This is a genomic window from Falsiruegeria litorea R37 (genome assembly GCF_900172225.1).
In the GTDB taxonomy this organism is placed as follows: domain Bacteria; phylum Pseudomonadota; class Alphaproteobacteria; order Rhodobacterales; family Rhodobacteraceae; genus Falsiruegeria; species Falsiruegeria litorea.
Genome location: NZ_FWFO01000001.1, coordinates 1,038,046 through 1,057,852 on the forward strand (window position 1 = coordinate 1,038,046; position 19,807 = coordinate 1,057,852).

The 19,807-nt window shown below is 60.6% G+C and carries 14 protein-coding genes; 6 read left to right on the forward strand and 8 right to left on the reverse strand.

The genetic code is table 11. From position 1 onward, the window contains the following. Positions 1-7 precede the first annotated feature (7 nt). Genes TRL7639_RS05155 through xdhA form a run of 4 tightly spaced genes read right to left on the reverse strand, consistent with a single transcriptional unit; the run spans position 8 to position 6,153 of the window. Entirely contained in the window at positions 8-1,525 is a 1,518-nt protein-coding gene (locus TRL7639_RS05155) for an ABC transporter ATP-binding protein (protein ID WP_085794692.1), read from the reverse strand. Beyond that, positions 1,522-2,469: a xanthine dehydrogenase accessory protein XdhC gene (xdhC, locus tag TRL7639_RS05160; protein ID WP_085794693.1), complete on the reverse strand. Its 948-nt coding sequence runs from the start codon at positions 2,467-2,469 to the stop codon at positions 1,522-1,524. Before xdhC ends, TRL7639_RS05155 begins: the two co-directional genes overlap by 4 nt. Then, a complete protein-coding gene (gene xdhB, locus TRL7639_RS05165) occupies positions 2,459-4,759 on the reverse strand; it encodes a xanthine dehydrogenase molybdopterin binding subunit (protein ID WP_085794694.1) in 2,301 nt (766 codons plus the stop codon). The genes xdhC and xdhB overlap by 11 nt, the downstream gene beginning before the upstream one ends. Beyond that, positions 4,756-6,153 (reverse strand): xanthine dehydrogenase small subunit, encoded by a 1,398-nt coding sequence (gene xdhA / locus TRL7639_RS05170; protein ID WP_085794695.1) that lies wholly within the window; start codon positions 6,151-6,153, stop codon positions 4,756-4,758. Before xdhA ends, xdhB begins: the two co-directional genes overlap by 4 nt. A gap of 346 nt (positions 6,154-6,499) precedes the next feature. On the opposite strand from xdhA, the gene dnaE reads away from it, so the two are divergent. After that, positions 6,500-10,003, forward strand: coding sequence for a DNA polymerase III subunit alpha (gene dnaE, locus TRL7639_RS05175; protein WP_085794696.1), 3,504 nt, complete (start codon positions 6,500-6,502; stop codon positions 10,001-10,003). A gap of 39 nt (positions 10,004-10,042) precedes the next feature. On the opposite strand, the gene TRL7639_RS05180 is transcribed toward dnaE, so the two are convergent. Beyond that, a complete protein-coding gene (locus tag TRL7639_RS05180; RefSeq protein WP_235820258.1) occupies positions 10,043-11,992 on the reverse strand; it encodes a DUF3604 domain-containing protein in 1,950 nt (649 codons plus the stop codon). Positions 11,993-12,146: 154 nt separating this feature from the next. Continuing rightward, the gene (locus TRL7639_RS05185) at positions 12,147-12,341 is read right to left on the reverse strand and encodes a SlyX family protein (RefSeq protein ID WP_085794697.1); all 195 of its coding nucleotides are present in this window, start codon (positions 12,339-12,341) and stop codon (positions 12,147-12,149) included. A 104-nt stretch (positions 12,342-12,445) separates the two neighbouring features. Between TRL7639_RS05185 and TRL7639_RS05190 the strand changes: the two genes are divergently transcribed. From TRL7639_RS05190 to hisG, 4 genes are all read left to right on the forward strand, one after another. Further along, positions 12,446-13,249: a crotonase/enoyl-CoA hydratase family protein gene (locus tag TRL7639_RS05190; protein ID WP_085794698.1), complete on the forward strand. Its 804-nt coding sequence runs from the start codon at positions 12,446-12,448 to the stop codon at positions 13,247-13,249. A 100-nt stretch (positions 13,250-13,349) separates the two neighbouring features. Continuing rightward, a complete protein-coding gene (gene hisS / locus TRL7639_RS05195; RefSeq protein WP_085794699.1) occupies positions 13,350-14,837 on the forward strand; it encodes a histidine--tRNA ligase in 1,488 nt (495 codons plus the stop codon). A gap of 3 nt (positions 14,838-14,840) precedes the next feature. Next, complete coding sequence (locus TRL7639_RS05200; RefSeq protein WP_085794700.1) at positions 14,841-15,929, forward strand: ATP phosphoribosyltransferase regulatory subunit; 1,089 nt, start codon at positions 14,841-14,843, stop codon at positions 15,927-15,929. Next, positions 15,926-16,624 (forward strand): ATP phosphoribosyltransferase, encoded by a 699-nt coding sequence (gene hisG / locus TRL7639_RS05205; RefSeq protein WP_085794701.1) that lies wholly within the window; start codon positions 15,926-15,928, stop codon positions 16,622-16,624. Before TRL7639_RS05200 ends, hisG begins: the two co-directional genes overlap by 4 nt. A 19-nt stretch (positions 16,625-16,643) precedes the next feature. Here the strand turns inward: hisG and TRL7639_RS05210 are convergent, their stop codons facing one another. Beyond that, on the reverse strand, positions 16,644-17,099 hold the full coding sequence (locus TRL7639_RS05210; RefSeq protein ID WP_133057613.1) for a cupin domain-containing protein: 456 nt from the start codon (positions 17,097-17,099) through the stop codon (positions 16,644-16,646). Between the two features lie 494 nt (positions 17,100-17,593). On the opposite strand from TRL7639_RS05210, the gene TRL7639_RS05215 reads away from it, so the two are divergent. Beyond that, complete coding sequence (locus tag TRL7639_RS05215) at positions 17,594-18,493, forward strand: LysR substrate-binding domain-containing protein (RefSeq protein WP_085794703.1); 900 nt, start codon at positions 17,594-17,596, stop codon at positions 18,491-18,493. Between the two features lie 7 nt (positions 18,494-18,500). Here the strand turns inward: TRL7639_RS05215 and TRL7639_RS05220 are convergent, their stop codons facing one another. Beyond that, positions 18,501-19,505, reverse strand: coding sequence for an AraC family transcriptional regulator (locus TRL7639_RS05220; RefSeq protein WP_085794704.1), 1,005 nt, complete (start codon positions 19,503-19,505; stop codon positions 18,501-18,503). Positions 19,506-19,807 lie beyond the last annotated feature (302 nt).

Consider the following 19,807-nt stretch of genomic DNA (forward strand, 5'->3'; position numbering starts at 1 on the left):
CTGTCGGTCAGACATGCGCCACCTCCATTCCGTGTGCGCCGCCCATCATCAGGCCGATCTCGTCAACTGTCAGGCCGGTGGTTTCCCGCGGGGCGCTCAGGCGGCCCTCGTTCAGGGCGGCAAAGCTGTCCGATATCTCCATCAGTTCATCCAGATCCTGGCTGATGCAGACCACGGCAGTGCCTTTGGCCGCCAAATCCAGAATGGCCTGCCGGATCGAGGCCGCAGCGGCGGCGTCCACGCCCCATGTCGGCTGGTTCACCACCAGCACGTCGGGGTTTTGCAGAACCTCGCGACCAATGACGAACTTTTGCAGGTTCCCGCCCGACAGCGATCGTGCTGCGTTGTCGGGACCTGGGGTGCGCACGTCAAACTCTTTGATAATGCGTTCCGCAAAGCTTTGCGTTTCGCCCCATTTCAGGAAGCCGTTGCTTTCCAACCCTTCGCGCACCGATCCGGTGAGCAGAGCGTTTTCTGTCAGGCTCATGTCCGGTGCCGCCGCGTGGCCCAGGCGTTCTTCGGGCGCGGACAGCAGGCCCAATTTGCGACGGGCGGTTGGGCCCAGTTTGCCAATGGGCTGGCCGTTCATCTTGACCGCATCCGGTGCGGTTGTGATCTCACCCGACAACACGCCCAGCAGTTCGTCCTGACCGTTACCGGCGACACCGCCGACACCCAGAACCTCACCTCGACGCACGGTCAGGTGCAGGTTGCGCAGCGCCGTGCCGAATTCGGAGGGCGATGGCACCGAAAGGCCCGAAATGTCCAAAGCCACCTCGCCAAAATCACGACCAGAGCGCTCGGGAGTTTGCAAGGTCGTGCCAACCATCATCTCGGCCATGTCGCGAGCCGAAGTTTCAGACGGGATGCATTCGCCCACGTTCTTGCCCAATCGCAGGATCGTCGCGTGGTCACAGAGCGTCCGGATCTCTTCCAGTTTGTGCGAGATATACAGGATCGAGGTGCCCTCGGACCGCAGTTTCTGCAACGTTTCAAACAGGATATCGACCTCTTGCGGGGTCAGAACCGATGTCGGTTCGTCCATGATCAGCAGCTTGGGATCTTGCAGCAGGCAGCGAATGATTTCGACCCGCTGGCGCTCACCTGCGGACAGGTCGCCCACCGTTCGAAACGGGTCGAGCGGCAGGCCATATGTCTCTGACACTTCGCGGATGCGCGCGGCCAGGTCGCCCATCTTGGGCGGGTTTTCCATCCCCAAAGCGATGTTCTCAGCCACGTTCAGCGCGTCAAAGAGCGAAAAGTGCTGGAACACCATTGCGATGCCGTCAGCCCGCGCAGCCCGCGGTTCAGCCGGGGCAAAAGGTTGGCCGTTCAGCACCATTGTGCCGCTGTCGGGCTTCACCAGCCCGTAAATCATTTTCACCAGCGTGGATTTTCCCGCGCCGTTTTCCCCAAGCAGCGCATGAACCTCGCCCTGTCCGATATCGAACGAGACGGTGTCGTTGGCCACTACGCCTGGGTATGCCTTGGTCAGCCCTTGAAGGCTCAGAAGTGGAGTTGTCACGCGCTCAGGTCCTTTTTTCGTGTCTCTGCCACGGTTTTGATTTGCGCCGGGCGCAGCATGTCAGCTGCAACGCCCACGGCGATCATTTGCGGGTGCTTGCCCAAGGACGGGTCACCGATTGGGCAGGTGATCCGGCTGATGCGGTCGGGGGGGTGCCCCAATTTGCCCAGCCGGGAACGGAATCGCGCCCACTTGGTAGCCGAGCCGATCAATCCGGCAAAGGCGAAATCGTGATTTAACAAGCGGTTGCACAGTTCCAGATCAAGCGTGTGTGAATATGTCAGCACCAGATGCTCGGCATCTATCGGGGCGTAGCGCACAAGTTCCGCCGGTTTGGCCGCTGGCAAAGTCGTCACGCCTGCCGGGATGGTTTCGGGAAACCGCTCTGGCCCGGTGTCCACCCAGGTGATCGCCAGATCCGGCAGGGGGGACAGCACATCGACCAGCGCGCGGCCCACGTGACCTGCGCCCCAGATCCAAAGCTGACGCGCGGGTTTGTGCACCGGTTCGATCATCCAGCCGTCGATCAACTGCGCCTCAGGCCGGGTGCCTTGTCCGCGCGCCTCATTCAACACGCGCTTGACTGTCAGCGGCATGGTGCGGTCATCGGTGGCGCGGCAGATGATCTCAGCGTCCAGCGTGTTTACGGCTTCAGCGTCATACACCTCACATAGCAACGAAACCGCTCCGCCACAGCACTGCCCCATGTCGGGGCCAAGTGCGTGATGGCTGAGAACACGGTCCGCAGTTTGCCGCCGCGCGGTCTCTGCCGCCTCGAACTCCAATGTTCCGCCACCGATGGTACCGGACTGGCCGCCGGGCCAGACCAGCATGGATGCGCCGACCTCACGCGGGGATGACCCCTTGATCGCGGCGATCACGACGCGGGTGACGCGCCCGTGGGATTTGACTGCCTCCCTCAAAGCCTCCAGGTCAAATCCCATCGCGAACCCTCCGCACCCTGGCCCAGACCTCTTCGGCCGTAGCGGGGGCATCGATGGCCGGATAGGCGTCGCCGCAGGCGGCAACCGCGTTCGACAGCGCCAGCCAGGCAGAGATGCCGAGCATGAAGGGTGGCTCACCCACCGCTTTGGAGCGATAGATCGTATCCTCGCGGTTCTGCTCGTCCCAAAGGGCGACGTTGAAGACATCCGGGCGGTCCGAACAGGCGGGGATCTTGTAGGTCGATGGCGCGTGTGTGCGCAGACGGCCCTGATCATCCCAGACCAGTTCCTCAGTCGTCAGCCAACCCGCGCCCTGCACATAGCCGCCTTCGACCTGACCAATATCCAGCGCCGGGTTCAGCGAGGCGCCAGCATCATGCAGAATGTCGGTGCGCAGGATGCGGTTCTCGCCGGTCAGGGTGTCGATCGCCACCTCGGTGATCGACGCGCCATAGGCAAAGTAGAAGAACGGCCGCCCATGCCCCTTGATCCGGTCCCATTCGATCTTGGGCGTTTTGTAGAACCCTGTGGCCGACAGGCTGATGCGACCCTGATAGGCCATCGATGCTGCCTCTTGGAACGTGTAACGCGCCTCGCCGATCTCGACATTGCCGTCGCTGAAGGTGACGTCGTTGACCTCAGCCTGATGGCGCTCGGCCAGGAACTCGGCCATCCGGTCGCGGATGGTGTCGCAGGCGGCTTTGACCGCCATACCATTCAGGTCAGACCCGGAAGAGGCTGCCGTGGCCGAGGTGTTGGGCACCTTGGCGGTGTCGGTTGCGGTGATCTTGACCAGATCCAGCGGAATTCCAAAACGGCTGGCCGCCACTTGCGCAACCTTCTGGAACAGCCCTTGGCCCATTTCGGTGCCACCGTGGTTCAGGTGGACAGAGCCGTCCTGATAGACGTGCACCAAAGCGCCGGCCTGATTGAGGTGGGTCAGCGTAAAAGAGATTCCGAACTTCACCGGGGCAAAGGCGATACCCTTTTTCACGATGGGGTTTTCGGCGTTCCATTCCTCGATGGCTGCTTTGCGGGCGGCATAGTTGCTGGTTTCCAGCAGTCGCTCGGTCATGCCGTGCAGTTCGAAATCCTCAACCTGCATGCCATAGGGGGTCGAGTTGTCGTCTTGCCCTAAGGCGTCGGCCTTGGCGGCGTAATAGTTCCGCTTGCGCACCTCGACCGGGTCAAGTCCCAGATCATGGGCGATGTGATCCATGACCCGTTCGATCCCGACCATGCCCTGCGGTCCGCCAAAGCCGCGATAGGCGGTGGCGGATTGGGTGTTGGTCTTCAGACGGTGGCTTTCAATCCGAGCATTGGGCAGCAGATAGGCATTATCCGAATGCAGCATGGCACGGTCGGCGACTGGCAGCGACAGATCCTGCGCCCAGCCACAGCGGGTATAATGCTTGAACGAGACGCCCTGCACACGGCCATCATCGTCAAAGCCGACACGGTAAGAGATGCGGAACTCGTGCCGTTTGCCGGTAATCACCATGTCGTCGTCGCGGTCATAGCGCATCTTGCAGGTGCGACCGGTCAGACGTGCAGCCACGGCGCAGGACACGGCCAGCGCGTTGCCTTGGCTCTCCTTGCCGCCAAAGCCACCGCCCATGCGCCGGGTTTCGACCCGAACGGCGTGCATCGGCACACCAAGCGCCTCGGCCACCTTGTGTTGGATCTCGGTGGGGTGCTGGGTCGAGGAATGAACCAGCATGTCACCGCCCTCGTTCGGCACGGCCATGGCGGCCTGACCTTCGAGGTAGAAATGCTCTTGCCCGCCAATTTCAAACGTCGCCTCGATCTGGCGCGGTGCGGCATCAATCGCGGCCTCGGCATCGCCTTTTTCGTAGATGCGCGGGCCTTCTTCGAACCGGCTGTCGGCGGCCAGAGCCTCATCAACAGTCAGCAGGGGCGTTTCCTCGACATAGTCGATCTGGCCCAACCGTGCGGCCTTGCGCGCGGCCAAGTGGCTTTCGGCAATCACCAGAAACACAGGCTGGCCCACGTAGTTCACCGTACCATCCGACAACAGCGGTTCGTCATGGATCGACGGCGAGACGTCATTGGCGAAAGGCAGATCATCCGCCACCATCACGGCCATGACACCGGGGGCGGCCTTTACCGCATCTAGGTTCATCGCGGTGATGCGCCCCTTTGCAATCGGGGACTGACCAAAGGCCAAATGCAGCGTGCCAGCGGGCGAGGGGATGTCATCCACGTAGCGGGCCGATCCCGTCACATGCAGGCGCGCGGCGTCATGGGGGAGGGGTTTGGTCACGCTCATGCCGACACCTCCAGCACATTGGTGGTCTGGCCCTGGCTTTCGGCAAAGTAGCGCTCCAGCAGGGTGCGGGCGGTTTCAAGGCGGTATTCGGCCGAGGCGCGCATGTCCGTGAGTGGTGTGAAGTCTGCGTCGAACTTGGCTTTGGCTGTGGTGATGGTCGTGGCCGTCCAGGGCTGACCGATCAACGCGGCCTCTACCGCCGCAGCGCGTTTCGGGATACCGGCCATGCCGCCGAACGCGATACGAGCGCCCGTTACGGTTCCATCCTCGATCGTGATGTTGAAACAGCCGCAGACGGCTGAGATGTCCTGATCGAACCGTTTGCTCAACTTGTAGCATTTCAGCGTGTCGGGCTGGCGGGGGAAACTCACCGCCTCGACAAACTCACCCGGTTTGCGGTCCTGCTTGCCGTAGTCGATGAAGAAATCCTCGAGCAACACGTCGCGGCGGGTGTCTTCCTTGCGCAGATGCAGGGTCGCACCAAGCGCGATCAGCGCGGGCGGGTTGTCCCCAATGGGAGAGCCATTGGCGATGTTACCGCCGATTGTGGCGGCGTGGCGCACTTGGACCGAGGCGTAGCGGCGAACCATTTCGGCGTAAGACGGGTGCAGGTCGGTCAAGGTCTCGCCCACGGTATTCATGTCGACCATGGCGCCAAAGCGAACGCGCGTGTCTGTGACCTCGACCGTTTTCAGGTCATTGCAGCGGTTCAGGAAAATGATTGATTTCAGATCGCGCAGCTGTTTGGTGACCCAAAGGCCCACGTCCGTGGCACCGGCGATCAGCGTTGCATCGGGGTGTTGGGCGTAGACGGTCGCCAACTCATCTGCAATGGTGGGGGCGAACGGGGGCTCTGCCCCCCGGACTTCGTCCTCCCCCCGGGATATTTTTGGCAAGAGGAAGGAACGGTCCTTGTTTACCCAAGTTGGGACAGGCTTGTCTTCGCAAGCTTCAGCCGCACGGACGATCGGGGCGTATCCGGTGCAGCGGCACAGGTTGCCGGCCAATTGTGTGTCGTGATCGGTGGCGCCGTTGGCATGAGCTGCTGTCATCGACATCACGAAACCGGGTGTGCAGAACCCACATTGCGAGCCGTGATGCTTGATCATGGCGTCCTGTACCGGATGCAGCGTGCCGTCAGCCTCGCCCACACCTTCGACCGTGCGGATCGCCTTGCCGTGCAGTTGCGGCAGAAACAGGATGCAGGAGTTCAGCGCCTTTGCGCCGTCCGCGTCACTGACCATGACTGTGCAAGCGCCGCAGTCGCCCTCGTTGCAGCCTTCTTTGGTGCCGCGAAGATGTCGTTCCTCGCGCAGCCAATCCAGCAGCGTGGCCGTGGGCGACACGCCCTCCAGCTCCACAGTCTCTCCGTTCAGAAGAAACGTGATGTCCATATTCGAAAACCCGTCGCGTTACCCCGTTGTGCCTGTCAGCGCGCCCCTTCGATGCGACGTAAAAAGAGCGCAGGCATATAATTGCGTCCCAGATTAGAAAGGGGGCGCAAGTTCTGGCAAGAAAAAGTCATTCTGCGATGCAACATTTTGCATCAAATTGCGAGGTGTTTGGGGTGGGATTTCGGGCTTAAGATGCTGAAAACGCAATGCCTTGCCTGTTTTGCGGCAGGTGCGAGGGTTGAAACACCTTCAAGAATACCCGAAAAGTACTGCCTATTATTTCGACATTCCGAAGAGCGGTCGCTTGCGCCTTTCCCCTCTTCGCGGGCTGCGCTAGCTTGAGCGGATGAGCAGCGATCCCCGATTCATTCACCTCCGCGTCCACACCGAATACTCTCTTCTCGAGGGGGCCATGCGGCTGAAAAAGCTGCCCGGTCTTTGCGTGCAGATGGACATGCCCGCGGTGGCCGTCACCGACACCAACAACCTGTTTTCTGCGCTTGAGTTTTCGGTCGGTGCGGCAGGTGCAGGGGTACAGCCCATCATTGGCTGTCAGGTCGATCTGGCCTATCTGGCACCACAGCCAGGGGAAAAACCAAAGGACCCGGCAGGCGTGGTTCTGCTGGCGCAGACCGAGCGCGGGTATGAGAACCTGATGAAGCTGAACTCATGCCTGTACGTGGACAAGGGCGGGCAACTGCCGCAGGTCACGATGGATGAGCTTGCGACCTATTCCGAGGGCGTGATCTGCCTGTCGGGCGGTCCCGAGGGACCTGTTGGGCGGCTCTTGCAGGCGGGGCAACGTCCGGCGGCCGAAGAGCTGATGGACCGGCTGGCGGCGATTTACCCGGATCGCTTGTATGTCGAGCTGCAGCGCCACCCGGGTGAAGATGGTCAGCCAGAGTCCGAGCGTCTGACCGAGCGCGGCCACGTGGAAATGGCCTATGCCAAGAACCTGCCACTGGTGGCCACCAACGACGCCTACTTCCCGACCACTAAGATGTACGAGGCGCATGATGCGCTGATCTGCATTTCCGAAGGCGCCTATGTCGACCAGCAAGAGGGGCGGCGGCGTCTGACGGCTCAGCACTATTTCAAATCGCAGCAAGAGATGGTGACGCTTTTTGCCGACCTGCCCGAAGCCATCGAAAACACGGTCGAGATCGCCAAGCGCTGCGCGTTCATGGCGTATCGCCGTGATCCGATCCTGCCCAAGTTTGCCGACGACGAAGTCGCCGAACTGCGCCGTATCGCCAACGACGGGTTGCAAAAACGTCTGGCAGTGATCCCGCATGCGGTTTCGGTCGAGGAGTATCAGGAACGGTTGGATTTTGAGCTTGGCATCATCGAAGGGATGGGGTTTCCCGGCTACTTCCTGATCGTTGCGGACTTTATCCAATGGTCCAAGGATCATGATATTCCGGTGGGGCCGGGGCGGGGATCGGGTGCGGGATCGCTGGTGGCCTATGCGCTGACAATTACCGACCTTGATCCTTTGCGCTACAGCTTGCTCTTCGAACGCTTCCTCAACCCCGAACGGGTTTCGATGCCCGACTTCGACATCGACTTTTGCATGGACCGCCGCGAAGAGGTGATCCGCTACGTGCAAGAGAAATACGGGCGCGACAAAGTCGGCCAGATCATCACCTTTGGTGCGCTTCTGTCCAAGGCCGCCGTGCGCGACGTGGGCCGGGTGTTGCAGATGCCTTATGGCCAGGTCGACCGGCTGTCCAAGATGATCCCGGTCGAGGGGGTCAAACCCGTCAGCATCGAAAAGGCCCTGCAGGATGAGCCGCGCCTGGCCGAAGAGGCCCGCAACGAAGAGGTCGTGAACCGGCTGCTCACCTATGGGCAGCAGGTTGAGGGGCTGCTCAGGAACGCCTCGACCCACGCGGCCGGTGTGGTGATCGGGGACCGTCCGCTGGATGCCCTGGTGCCGCTCTATCAGGACCCGCGTTCGGACATGCCCGCAACCCAGTTCAACATGAAATGGGTGGAACAGGCCGGGCTGGTGAAGTTCGACTTTCTGGGTCTGAAGACTCTGACAGTCATTCAGAACGCCATGGATCTGATCTTCAAATCCGGGCGCGATCTGCATGTCGCCGCCGATGGAACGCAGCTTTATGAACCCGCCGATGGCGCGGCGAATGAGATCAACGCCATCCCGCTCGATGACAAGCCGACCTATGATCTGTATTCGGCGGCCAAGACGGTGGCAGTGTTCCAGGTGGAATCCACCGGTATGATGGATGCGCTCAAGCGCATGAAACCGACCTGTATCGAGGACATCGTCGCCCTTGTGGCGCTTTATCGTCCGGGGCCGATGGAGAACATCCCGACCTATTGCGAGGTCAAGAACGGGATCAAGGAAATTGAATCTGTTCACCCGCTGATCGACCATATTCTGGCCGAGACGCAGGGCATCATCGTTTACCAGGAACAGGTGATGCAGATCGCGCAGGTCATGGCGGGTTATTCGCTTGGCGGCGCTGACCTGCTGCGCCGTGCGATGGGTAAAAAGATCAAAGAGGCGATGGACGCCGAGCGCCCCAAGTTCGAAAAGGGCGCGGGCGAAAACGGGGTCGACAAAAAGAAGGCGTCTGAGGTTTTCGACCTTCTCGAGAAGTTCGCCAACTACGGTTTCAACAAATCCCACGCGGCGGCTTATGCGGTGGTGTCGTATCAAACCGGCTGGCTCAAGGCGAACCACCCGGTGGAGTTCATGGGCGGCGTCATGAACTGCGATATCCATCTGACCGACAAGCTGGCGATCTATTTCGAAGAGGTCCGCAAGGGGCTGAAACTGCCCTATGTGCCGCCTTGCGTAAACCGCTCGCTGGCGACATTCGATGTGGTGAATGGCGAGTTGGTCTATGCGCTGGGCGCGCTCAAAAACGTGGGCGTCGAGGCGATGAATCTTGTCGTGCAGGGGCGGGGCGACAAGCCGTTTGTGAACCTGTTTGATTTCGCCCGCCGGGTGGATTTGAAACGTGTCGGAAAACGTCCGCTTGAGATGATGGCGCGGGCCGGGGCGTTCGATCAGCTTGATCCTAACCGACGCCGTGTTTTTGAGAGCCTTGAGCCGTTGGTGAACTATTCAGCGGCCATTCAGGAGCAGAAGAACTCGAACCAGGTGTCGCTGTTTGGCGAGGCGGGCGATGATCTGCCCGAACCGCGCCTGTCAAACTCACCCGATTGGCTGGCGGCGGAACGCCTGAGCGAAGAGTTCAAGGCGATTGGCTTCTACCTGTCCGGGCACCCGCTGGACGACTACATGCCCGCGCTCAAACGCAAGGGCGTGCTGACGCTGGATGAGGTAATGGAAAAGGCGCGCTCCAGCCCGCTGATTGCCAAGATCGCAGGCGTTGTCGCCGGGCGGCAGGAGCGTAAATCGGCGCGCGGCAACCGGTTTGCCTTTGCCCAGCTGTCGGATCCGACCGGGGCCTATGAGGTCACGCTGTTCTCGGAGGCGTTGGAGAAATGCCGCGAGCATCTGGAAACCGGCGCACATGTGGTGGTGCAGGCCGAGGCGACGATGGAATCCGATCAGCTGAAACTGCTGGGCCGGTCCGTTGGGCCGATTGATGCGGCGATTTCGTCCTCGACCGGAACCAGCGGGCTCAAGGTGTTTTTGGAAGCACCCGAGGCGGTGCCGACAGTGGCCAAGGTGTTGGCCGATGCCGCCGAGGCGGCCAAGGGCGCGTCGCGCGGGCCGATCCAGGTGTGTTTGATTGCCGCCGGATTGCCCGGCGATGTCGAAATGGACCTTGGCCGCGATTTCCCGATCAGCCCGCAGATCAAAGGCGCGCTCAAGTCGCTTGATGGGGTGATGGCGGTCGAAGAGCTCTAAGTGCAAGCGCCGCCCTGATGGACGGCGCTCAAACTGTTCTTATCCTTCAGCAGGTGTGTACCAGATCGGCGAGGAATAGGCGCGTTCCTGGTGGATCAGCTGCGCTTCTTCGGGCAGTTCGATGCCAAAGCGAAGCTTGTCGTATACGACCCAACGCGGCGTCGGGATTTCCAGCACGCGGACATAGTAGAACGCACGCTCGCCTGCGTCGAAATCGGGATCGGTCCAGACCGTAGCCAGTTCCGCCGCACCGATGGTGTTGGTCCAGCTTGCGGTTTCCAGATCGACGGTGTTGCCCACCTCGGGCAGTTTGCCGTCGCCGTCCATTTCACGGTCATCGGACCAGACCACGTTGTGGACCTTTTCGTGCAACTTGCCTTCGGCGTCCATCCAGCCCTTGACCACCTGAATCCGGTCCAGATTGGCACCGATCGGGTCGCGCAGGGCAAAGATCAGGAAGCTCGGGGCACTGTCGCCGTCACGCGGACGCATGTCGCCTCCCATGGGCACGCCCTTGTTATAGCCGATGATGGCAGGCGAGCGTGACCTAAGGTCATCCTCGCTGAACTCCCAACCGCCAAAGAACCGCAGGCCAATGCGTGGGCCAGTGGTGGCGTAGGTCTCGCGGCGTTTGAACGCATCAAAGATGGCGCTGCGGGTGTTTTCCTCGGCCCAGACTGCAGTATAGCCCGAGGCGACCAGTTGGTATCCCTCGATCCGGCCAAGGTCGCTGGCGATGAATGGGTGTTCGATCCGCGTGGGCGAGGGTTCGACGCTGGTGGATTTGCTGAAAAAGTTTTCTTCTTCAGCTGTGGCCAGCGCGGTATGACTGTCCGTTGCCCCGCCAAGACCAAATTTGTAGGGGTTGGTGCCCAGCTTCGCCTCAAGCGCCAGCCCCTGTTTCAGGGCCTCGCGGGCATACTCACCGCCCAGCATCTCGTCGGTTTTCAGCTCGGTCAGATCCAGATTGCCGACGTCCCAGTTTTCGTAATCTGCAAACTCGTCATCGGGGCTGAGGAAGGGATGCGCCTCTCCATCGCCCTTGATCTGGGTGACTTCGTAATGCGGCTCCCATTTGGCGCGGCGCTCGACATAGTCCTCGTCCACGACGCCACCGTGATAGGTATCCGTAGTTGGGAACATCCAGCCGTTCGACAGGTTGCCGTTATGAGAAAACGCAACGGCCCGGCCGCCGGTCTTCTCCTGGTACATCTCCAGCCAGTCATAAAGATAGTTCGGATCGGTATCGCCATAAGGTGCCTGGGTCACCGGAGGCACCACTTGCAGCGCGCGGGTTGGGCCGTCGCGCAGCATCACGTTGCGGTGCAGGTTGAAGCCCTTGGGTACAGAGGTCCATTCGAACCCGATGAATGCGGTGAACTCGCCCGGTTCGTTCGCTCTCTCAGCTGCCAGAACGATCTTTTCCCAGACAAAAGCAAAGGCATCCGCGCCAGGGCTGTAGGATTTCAGAATCGCTTCGGGCAGGGTGCCTTGCGAAAAATTGGTGATCAGATCAAAGGCTGACTTACCCGCGGCCTCGCCACCTTTGGAATAGCCCTCGTACCATTCGCGCCCCTTGGGATCGGACAGAATGCCGGGTTTGCCAGCTTGCAGATCGGGGGCAAAGCCCATCATGTCGGTGTGATCTGTCAGCACCATCCAATCCAACGGACGGCTGAGCTTTACCGGAAGACCGGTGGACGAAACCACCTGCTCGCCCTTGGCAAAGGCCCAAGCGTCATCAGGCCCCAGGATGTTGCCAAATGCGCCTGCGTCCAGCGACAGACCGGTGTGCAGGTGCGTCTCACCCCACAAAGGCTGGATCGGAATGGATCGGTTGGCGTAGGGCGAAAAGGCCTCGGGTGGAAAGGCGCTGGCAGCGGCCTCTTCGGTGGTCTTGATCTGGGCCTGTCCCGCGCCGGGCAACATCAGTGCGGCGGCCATCGCAACAGAGGACAGGAAAGCGGTGGAACGTCTTTGGGTCTTCATACTGATCTCCCTGAACAGATTTTGGGGACCGTACGCTATTGGTAGCGGCAGGCCGTCTCGTTTGGGTATTCAAGTATTCAATTGGCAGTATGAGACGAGTATCTGTTTTGAAACAGATACTTGTCAACAGTCGGCTTAGACGTGATCGGCGTAATCAGTAGTGGGGTGGACGTTCATCGCCCAGAACAATGCCATCCGCGCCTGCTTGTTCGCGCTCGGCCTCACGCTCCATCAGCATCTGCACGCGTCGGGTCAGAAGGGCGATCTCGGTCTCCTGGCGGGCCACAACGTCGCTCATTTCCTCGACCATGCGGGTCAGGTGGGCGATCTGTTCCTCGAGCTTTTGCATGGGGCATGGGTCCTTTGGCGTGCTGCCCTGTCATACAGGCGCAACGTCACGCTTGCCAGCCCGATGTGACAGGTCCGAACCTGTGATCAAAGGGAGAAAGCGCCATGACCATCACCATCGACAAATGCGATGCCATCACGACCATTGCCATCAACCGGCCCGACGCCCGCAACGCGGTCAACCCCGAGACGGCACGGCTGCTGTATCAGGCTTTTCTTGATTTTGAGGCGGATGAGCCGCAGCGTGTCGCGATTCTGACCGGAACAGGTGGATACTTCTGCGCCGGTTTCGATCTCAAGGCGGCAGGCGCAGGGGATGCAACAGGTTGGATGGCCGAAGTTCAGATCCCGGAAGGCTGGGACGACCCAATGGCCCATCCCATCCCTGGTCCGATGGGGCCATCGCGCCTGATGTTGTCAAAGCCCGTGATCGCTGCCATCGAAGGCCCGGCTGTGGCGGGCGGCATGGAACTGGCGGCCTGGTGCGACATGCGCGTCATGGCGCAGGGCGCGGTCACCGGCGTGTTCTGTCGGCGTTGGGGCGTGCCGTTGATTGATGGCGGCACGATCCGCTTGCCACAGATCCTGGGGCAGGGGCGGGCCAATGACCTGATCCTGACGGGGCGCGGGGTTGAGGCGGAAGAAGCGCTGGCGCTTGGGTTTGCCAACCGGACCTGTCCGCAAGGTGAGGCGCTGAAGGTCGCGCGCGCGATTGCCGCTGATCTGATCCGCTTCCCGCAGGCCTGCATGTTGGCCGATCACCTGTCGGCGCGCATGACACCTGCTGATCTGGCCGCCGCACTGCGCCGGGAATGGGCGTCCTTTGCGGCCTTTGCCGCCGAAGGTCAGGCGGGTGCTGCGCGATTTGCTTCAGGCAAAGGCCGGTCTGGGGACTTTGGCGACATCTAGATAGGCTGCAAGTCACGCCATGCGCGTTGCGGTCACCTTGCTCCTTGGCGGGGCATGGGCTAGACCCCGCGCGACAGTGATGCCCCCTGAGGATACTTCGATGGCAAAGACCAAGAAACAGCCCCGCCCCAAGGCCGCAACGCCCAAAGGGTTCCGCGACTATTTCGGCTCCGAGGTCACGCAGCGCACCCAGATGCTGCAGCAGATTGCCCATGTGTATCATCAATACGGGTTTGACGCGCTGGAAAGCAGCGCGGTTGAGACGGTCGAGGCACTTGGCAAGTTCCTGCCCGATGTCGACCGCCCGAACGAGGGCGTGTTCGCCTGGCAAGAGTTCGACGAAGGCGGCAACGGCGACTGGATGGCCCTGCGCTATGACCTGACCGCGCCCTTGGCCCGCGTCTATGCGCAGCACCGCAACGACCTGCCGACACCCTATCGCCGCTATGCGATGGGGCCGGTGTGGCGTAACGAAAAGCCCGGACCGGGGCGCTATCGCCAGTTTTATCAGTGCGATGCGGATACCGTTGGCACCGCGTCGATGGCAGCCGATGCCGAGATTTGCGCCATGCTCAGCGACACGCTGGAGACCGTCGGCATTCCGCGCGGCGACTACCTGGTGCGCGTCAACAACCGCAAGGTCATGAACGGCGTGCTTGAGGTGATGGGCCTGGGCGATGACCAGGCCGCCCGCGACAACGTCCTGCGCACCATCGACAAGTTCGACAAGGTGGGCGAGGTCGGCGTGCGCGAGCTGCTCACCAAGGGCCGACTGGACGCCTCTGGTGCGTTTATCGACGGCGTGGGCCTGAGCGACGATCAGGCCGAACCGGTGATTGCCTTCCTGACCTCAAAGGCGGCGGATGCGGCCGGAACTCTGGCCAACCTGCGCGCCGCTGTTGGCGCGTCCAAGGTGGGCGCGGACGGCATCAACGAGCTGGAACAGATCGGCGAATTGCTGGCCGCTGGCGGCTATGGTTCTGACCGGATCGAGATCGACCCCTCGGTCGTGCGCGGTCTGGGGTATTACACCGGCCCGGTTTATGAGGCCGAGCTGACGTTTGAAATCTTTGACGAGAAAGGCCGCAAGCGGCAGTTCGGCTCGGTCTCGGGCGGGGGGCGCTATGACGATCTGGTCAAGCGGTTCACGGGCCAAGAGGTTCCGGCGACGGGTGTGTCCATCGGCGTGGACCGCCTGCTGGCCGCTTTGCGCGAAAAGGGACGCATTCAGGCGATTGAAACCGGCCCCGTGGTGGTGACCGTGATGGATCGTGACCGCATGGCGGATTATCAGGCGATGGTTGCCGAGCTGCGCAATGCGGGCATCCGGGCCGAGGTGTATCTGGGCAACCCCAAGAACTTTGGCAACCAGTTGAAATATGCGGACAAACGCAATTCTCCGATCGCGGTCATCGAAGGCGGCAGCGAGAAAGAGGCGGGGGTCATCCAGATCAAGGACCTGATCCTGGGCGCCAAGATTGCCGAAAGCGCGACGCTGGAGGAATGGAAGGAACGCCCCAGCCAGTTCGAAGTGCCACGCAGTGAATTGGTCGCCAAGGTGCGTGAAATTCTGGATGGGCAGGGCTGATCCATGGTCACACGTTCCGACATTCAGGCCCGCGCCGCGATGATGCGGGTGCGGTTCGAAGCGGCGGGCGGCCAAGTGGTCGATCCGCCCCTGTTGCAGCCTGCGGGCACCCTGCTGGATCTGTACGGCGAAGACATTCGTGCCCGCGCTTATGTAACCTCAGACGCGTTGCGCGGCGAACAGATGATGCGCCCGGATTTCACGGTGCCAGTGGTGCAGATGCACATGCGCGACGGGGCCGAGCCCGCGCGCTATACCTACTCGGGCGAGGTGTTCCGCCGTCAGGAACACGATCCCGACCGGTCCAATGAATATGTTCAGGTCGGGTACGAGGTTTTTGACCGCGACGACCCGGCAGCTGCGGATGCCGAGGTGTTCTCGCTCTTTGCATTGCAGCTGCGTGGGCTGTCCTTGCGGGCGGCCACGGGCGACATCGGTATCCTGATCGCAGCCGTTCAGGGCCTAAAAACAACCGAGCGCCGCAAGGCCGCGTTGATGCGCCATCTTTGGCGACCGCGACGGTTCCGCGCGCTTCTGGATCGCTTTGCCGGGCGTACACCGGTGCCTGCCAGCCGCGAGGCGCTGCTGGCGGCGGACAACCCCATGGGGTTCGAAGCGCCGATGATCGGCAAGCGCAAGGCCGCCGAAATCGAAGCACGGATCGAAGCGCTGCGCGAGGATGCCGCGACGGGCCCAATCTCGGACACGGAAATGGTCGGCCTCGACAGCTTGCTCGCCGTACGTGAAACGATGCCATTTGCCCTGGAGCAGCTGCGGGATGTGGCAGTGGACCTGCCGCAGATCTCGCCCGCGCTGGACCGGCTCGAGGCGCGGATTGCCGCCTTGGCGGCGCGTGGCGTCAACGTGCACGACCTGGATTTCGAGGCCGCCTATGGCCGCACCTCGATGGAGTACTACGACGGGTTCGTCTTTGGCTTTTATGCGGAACGTCGGCCCGATCTGCCTCCGATCGCCACGGGTGGACGCTATGACGCGCTGACGCGGCAGTTGGGCAATGGTGCGGAAATCCCGGCAGTGGGGGGCGTGTTGCGTCCTGACCTGATGCTCGAAATCGAGGAGGCCGCGCAATGAGCCTGAAACTCGGTGTGCCGTCCAAGGGGCGGCTGATGGAAAAGACCTTTGCCTGGTTCGAAAAGCGTGGCGTCAGCCTGTCGCGGACCGGATCTGACCGCGAATACGCAGGCAAGGTCGAAGGGATCGACAACGTCCAGCTGGTGCTGCTGTCGGCGGGTGAAATCCCGCGTGAGCTGGCCGCGGGGCGCATTCATCTGGGTGTGACCGGTGCAGATCTCGTGCACGAGAAGCTGCCCCGTTGGGAGCAACAGGTCGAAGAGATCGCACCGCTTGGTTTTGGCCAGGCCGACCTGATCATTGCGGTGCCAAGCTGTTGGGTTGACGTGGACACGCTAGATGACCTGGACGCCGCCGCGACCGCATTTCGCGAGGTGCACGGCCACCGGATGCGGATTGCCACCAAGTATCACCGTCTGGTGCGCGAGTTTCTGACCGACAGCGGCGTGGCCGATTTCGCGCTGGTCGATAGTCAGGGCGCGACCGAAGGGACGGTGGCCAATGAAACGGCTGAGGGGATCGCCGATATCACCTCGACCGGGGAAACCTTGCGGGCCAATCACCTCAAGATCCTGTCAGATGGCTTGATTCTGCGGTCTCAGGCGACGCTGTGGCGCAGCCGTGAGGCGCAGTATTCAGCACAAGACAGGGCCACACTGGAAACCCTGCTGGACATGTTCGACAGCGTCCGTTGACCGGTGCGTTGGGTCGCTGTCAAAGCGGTGGCCCAACGAACTCTTGGCAATGCGCCTCGGCGATCCGGGCCATTTCGTCGGGCGTCAGAGCCTCGGCCTGCAATGCGGTATGAAAGGCGCGGAACATTGCCTCGACCTGAAGCGCGGGGGAAAAGATATAGCGCAGCCGTCCGGGCGTATCGCCCACGTTCTTGAATGCATGAACCGTGCCGCGCGGAACAAAGGCCACATCGCCCGGTGACATTCGGTGCAACTGACCATCGATTTCGACGTCGAATTCGCCTTCAAGGAAAAAGAACGTCTCGTCTTGTTGGTGGTGGATATGGCGACCGGGACCTACACCCGGATGAACGATATCCTCGAATACCTCCATCGTGCCGCCAGTTTGATCGCCGGTCAGCAAGATGCGCAGGGTGATGGCACCGGGAAAATCCAGTGTTTCGGCATCGGCAAATGAGGTCTTGGCAGGGGTCATGGCGGTCTCGTCTCGGCTGCTGCGAACGCTGTTAAACCATAGCGAAATGCCACTGTCTGTCAGGATCGAAACCCCTGCGCGGGCGCACACGCGCTGTGCGGTTCACATTCCGATGAGAGGTTTCTGGGAACATGGACCTTCAAAGGCGTGCGATCGGAAACCCAGACTTCGAAACTTGCGCAGTCGCGCAGGTGGTCTCGGGTGAAACCTAGATCAGGTAGCAAATGCGGCGAGGTGCAAGCAAGCCGAAGCAGATCTTGTTCGATCCGAATATTTGTACGTGTACTGCGCCTAGGGTGTATAAAATGAACCCCTCTCAATCGCTGCTCCAATGCGCGTAGAATGTCGGGGATCCAGGGGCGATTTTGTGATTTTATCATTGAAAACATGGAAACCTCCGCATCGTCAAAACAAGGTTATGGCAATGCCAGGGTTGATATCAAACCAAGCTTTCTCCTATTTAGGATCAGGAAAAGTATTCCATTGGAGAGTTCATGCTCCCACCGCTAAATGCTTTGCGCGCTTTTGAGGCTGCCGCGCGTCATGGTGGCTATATCGACGCCGCCGACGAGCTTTGCGTGACACGCGGGGCCGTCAGTCGACATGTGAAACTGCTTGAAGAGCACCTGGGAGTGGCTCTTTTCAGACGCAACCATCGGGGTGTTGAACTGACGCAAGCTGGCCAAGCGTTGTTACCGGAACTGACTGACGCCTTTGCTCAGATCGGGCGGGCAACACAAAAGGTTTCAACGGCGGCCAACGAACTGCGGATCATCTGTCCCCCGGGGCTTTCCATCCGTTGGCTGTTTCCCAGGCTGCAAGGGTTTCGAGAACAGCATCCAGACATCCATGTGCGTCTGACGACCGAATTTTACGGCGACCGTGGGTTTGATCCCGCCGAACATGATGTGGGCATTTCACTGGAACATTGGCCGGGGCGTTCATCGACTATCAAGGCGCTGTTCCTGTTCCCAATGTCGTTGGTTCCGGCCTGTGCTCCTGCGCTTTTGGACCATGGGGCACCGTTATCTGGACCGTCTGATTTGGCGCGTCACCCTTTGTTGCACGAAAGTGCGAAACGCGAGGATTGGGCCACTTGGGTCGAGAGCTTTGGTGTTGATGGCATTGATGTGCAAACTGGCGAGGTTTTCCCCAACCTTGATATGGCGACAAAGGCGGCTGTTCTGGGGGCAGGGGTCGCGATGGTCGACCCGTTGCTGTGCGCAGAAGAGTTGGAAAGTGGTCTGCTGGTGTGCCCGTTTCCGGACATGGTGTGCGGCACCCAGTATGGAGGTTACGCATTGATTGCAGCGCAAGAGGCTTGGGATGTCCCCAAAGTCCGAGCGTTTCGAAACTGGGCCGTTGAACATGCGCCAAAGCCTGCCGTTGGTTAGCTGGCGGTCAGCCTCTATCCGCCGCAATTCGCGAAAGGCGATATTCCTGCGGCGTCTTGCCAGTTTGCGACCGAAAAAAACGCGCAAAATGTGACTGATCCGAATAGCCCACACTTTGCCCAATTTCAGAAATGGACAGGGTGGTGTCTGCCAAATTCTGCTGAGCGATCTCTATCTTCAACCTCTTGAGTTCACGTGCCGCAGTTGTCTGGTGGAGCCGCAACGCGGCTTCTAGGCGCCGCTGATCCAAGCCCAGGGCCTGGGCCAAATCCCGAGCGTTGAGTTTTCCGTCCCACAGCAAGGGGCGCGCTGCGCTGCGCAAGGCGGCCACGATCGACATATCCGGTTCTTTTGCGGTGGGTGGTGGCAAGCCCGCGCTTGCACGCAATTCCAACTGGGCATTCAGCCAATCCGATGGAAATGAAATCGTAAGCGCCGGATCTTCGGTCCGTGCAAGGCGCACCCCCATGAAACCGCGCGGCACAGCTTGGGGATAGGCAGTCTCTACCAGCACATCCTGAGGCATCCAGGCCGACCCCATGGCCATTTGCAAAAGCCGCAAATGCAGCGCGATGCCGAAGCCGTCGACTTGAACGGGGGGATTGTCTGTTTGAACCAATCGGCTGACACCGTATCGGGCCCGGTCCGCCTGAACGGTCAGCGCATGTTTAACCGAGCTCGATTCTTGCGGCACCTGCATCAAATAGTTGATCAAAAACCCACCTACAGCAGTTGATGCCGTTGCCGCCGCCGCGATAGGGGGCCAAGTGCTCAGATCAAATTTCTGGCCGACCTCACTCCCCAGATGGGGTGTTCGGGAAAGGTCTGCCAATGCATTGCACAGGCCGTAAACAATCTCGGCATGCACTGTTGCGGTTGGGTCCAGCAACATTTGCTGGTTCAGACCCAAGGTCGCAAGGGCTGGCCTTGGGTCAACGCCCGAGCGTGCCACGTGCTCAACAAAGGGTTGAACCAATATCAATCGAATGAAGCCGTCGTGAGAGCGAGGCATGGCGGTCGTCCGTTCAAATACGTTTGGTCAGTATTGCACAGTTTTCGCGCAAACTTCGGCCAGTTTCTTTGGTTTTGTTGCTCCGGCGGGTGAAAACTGGCCGATATGTTCAATTCAAAGGTGCTAATATTCAAGTAACTAAATGAATTGGAGGGAAATATGATTCGAAGACTGGCCTTTGCTGCGATGTCCACCGCACTCTCGTTTTCCGCTTATGCCGCGCATGCGCAGGACGATGCCCCCGCCCAAACTCTCTTTACCAATGTTCATGTCTTCGACGGCGTGAACGAGGCCCGGATCGA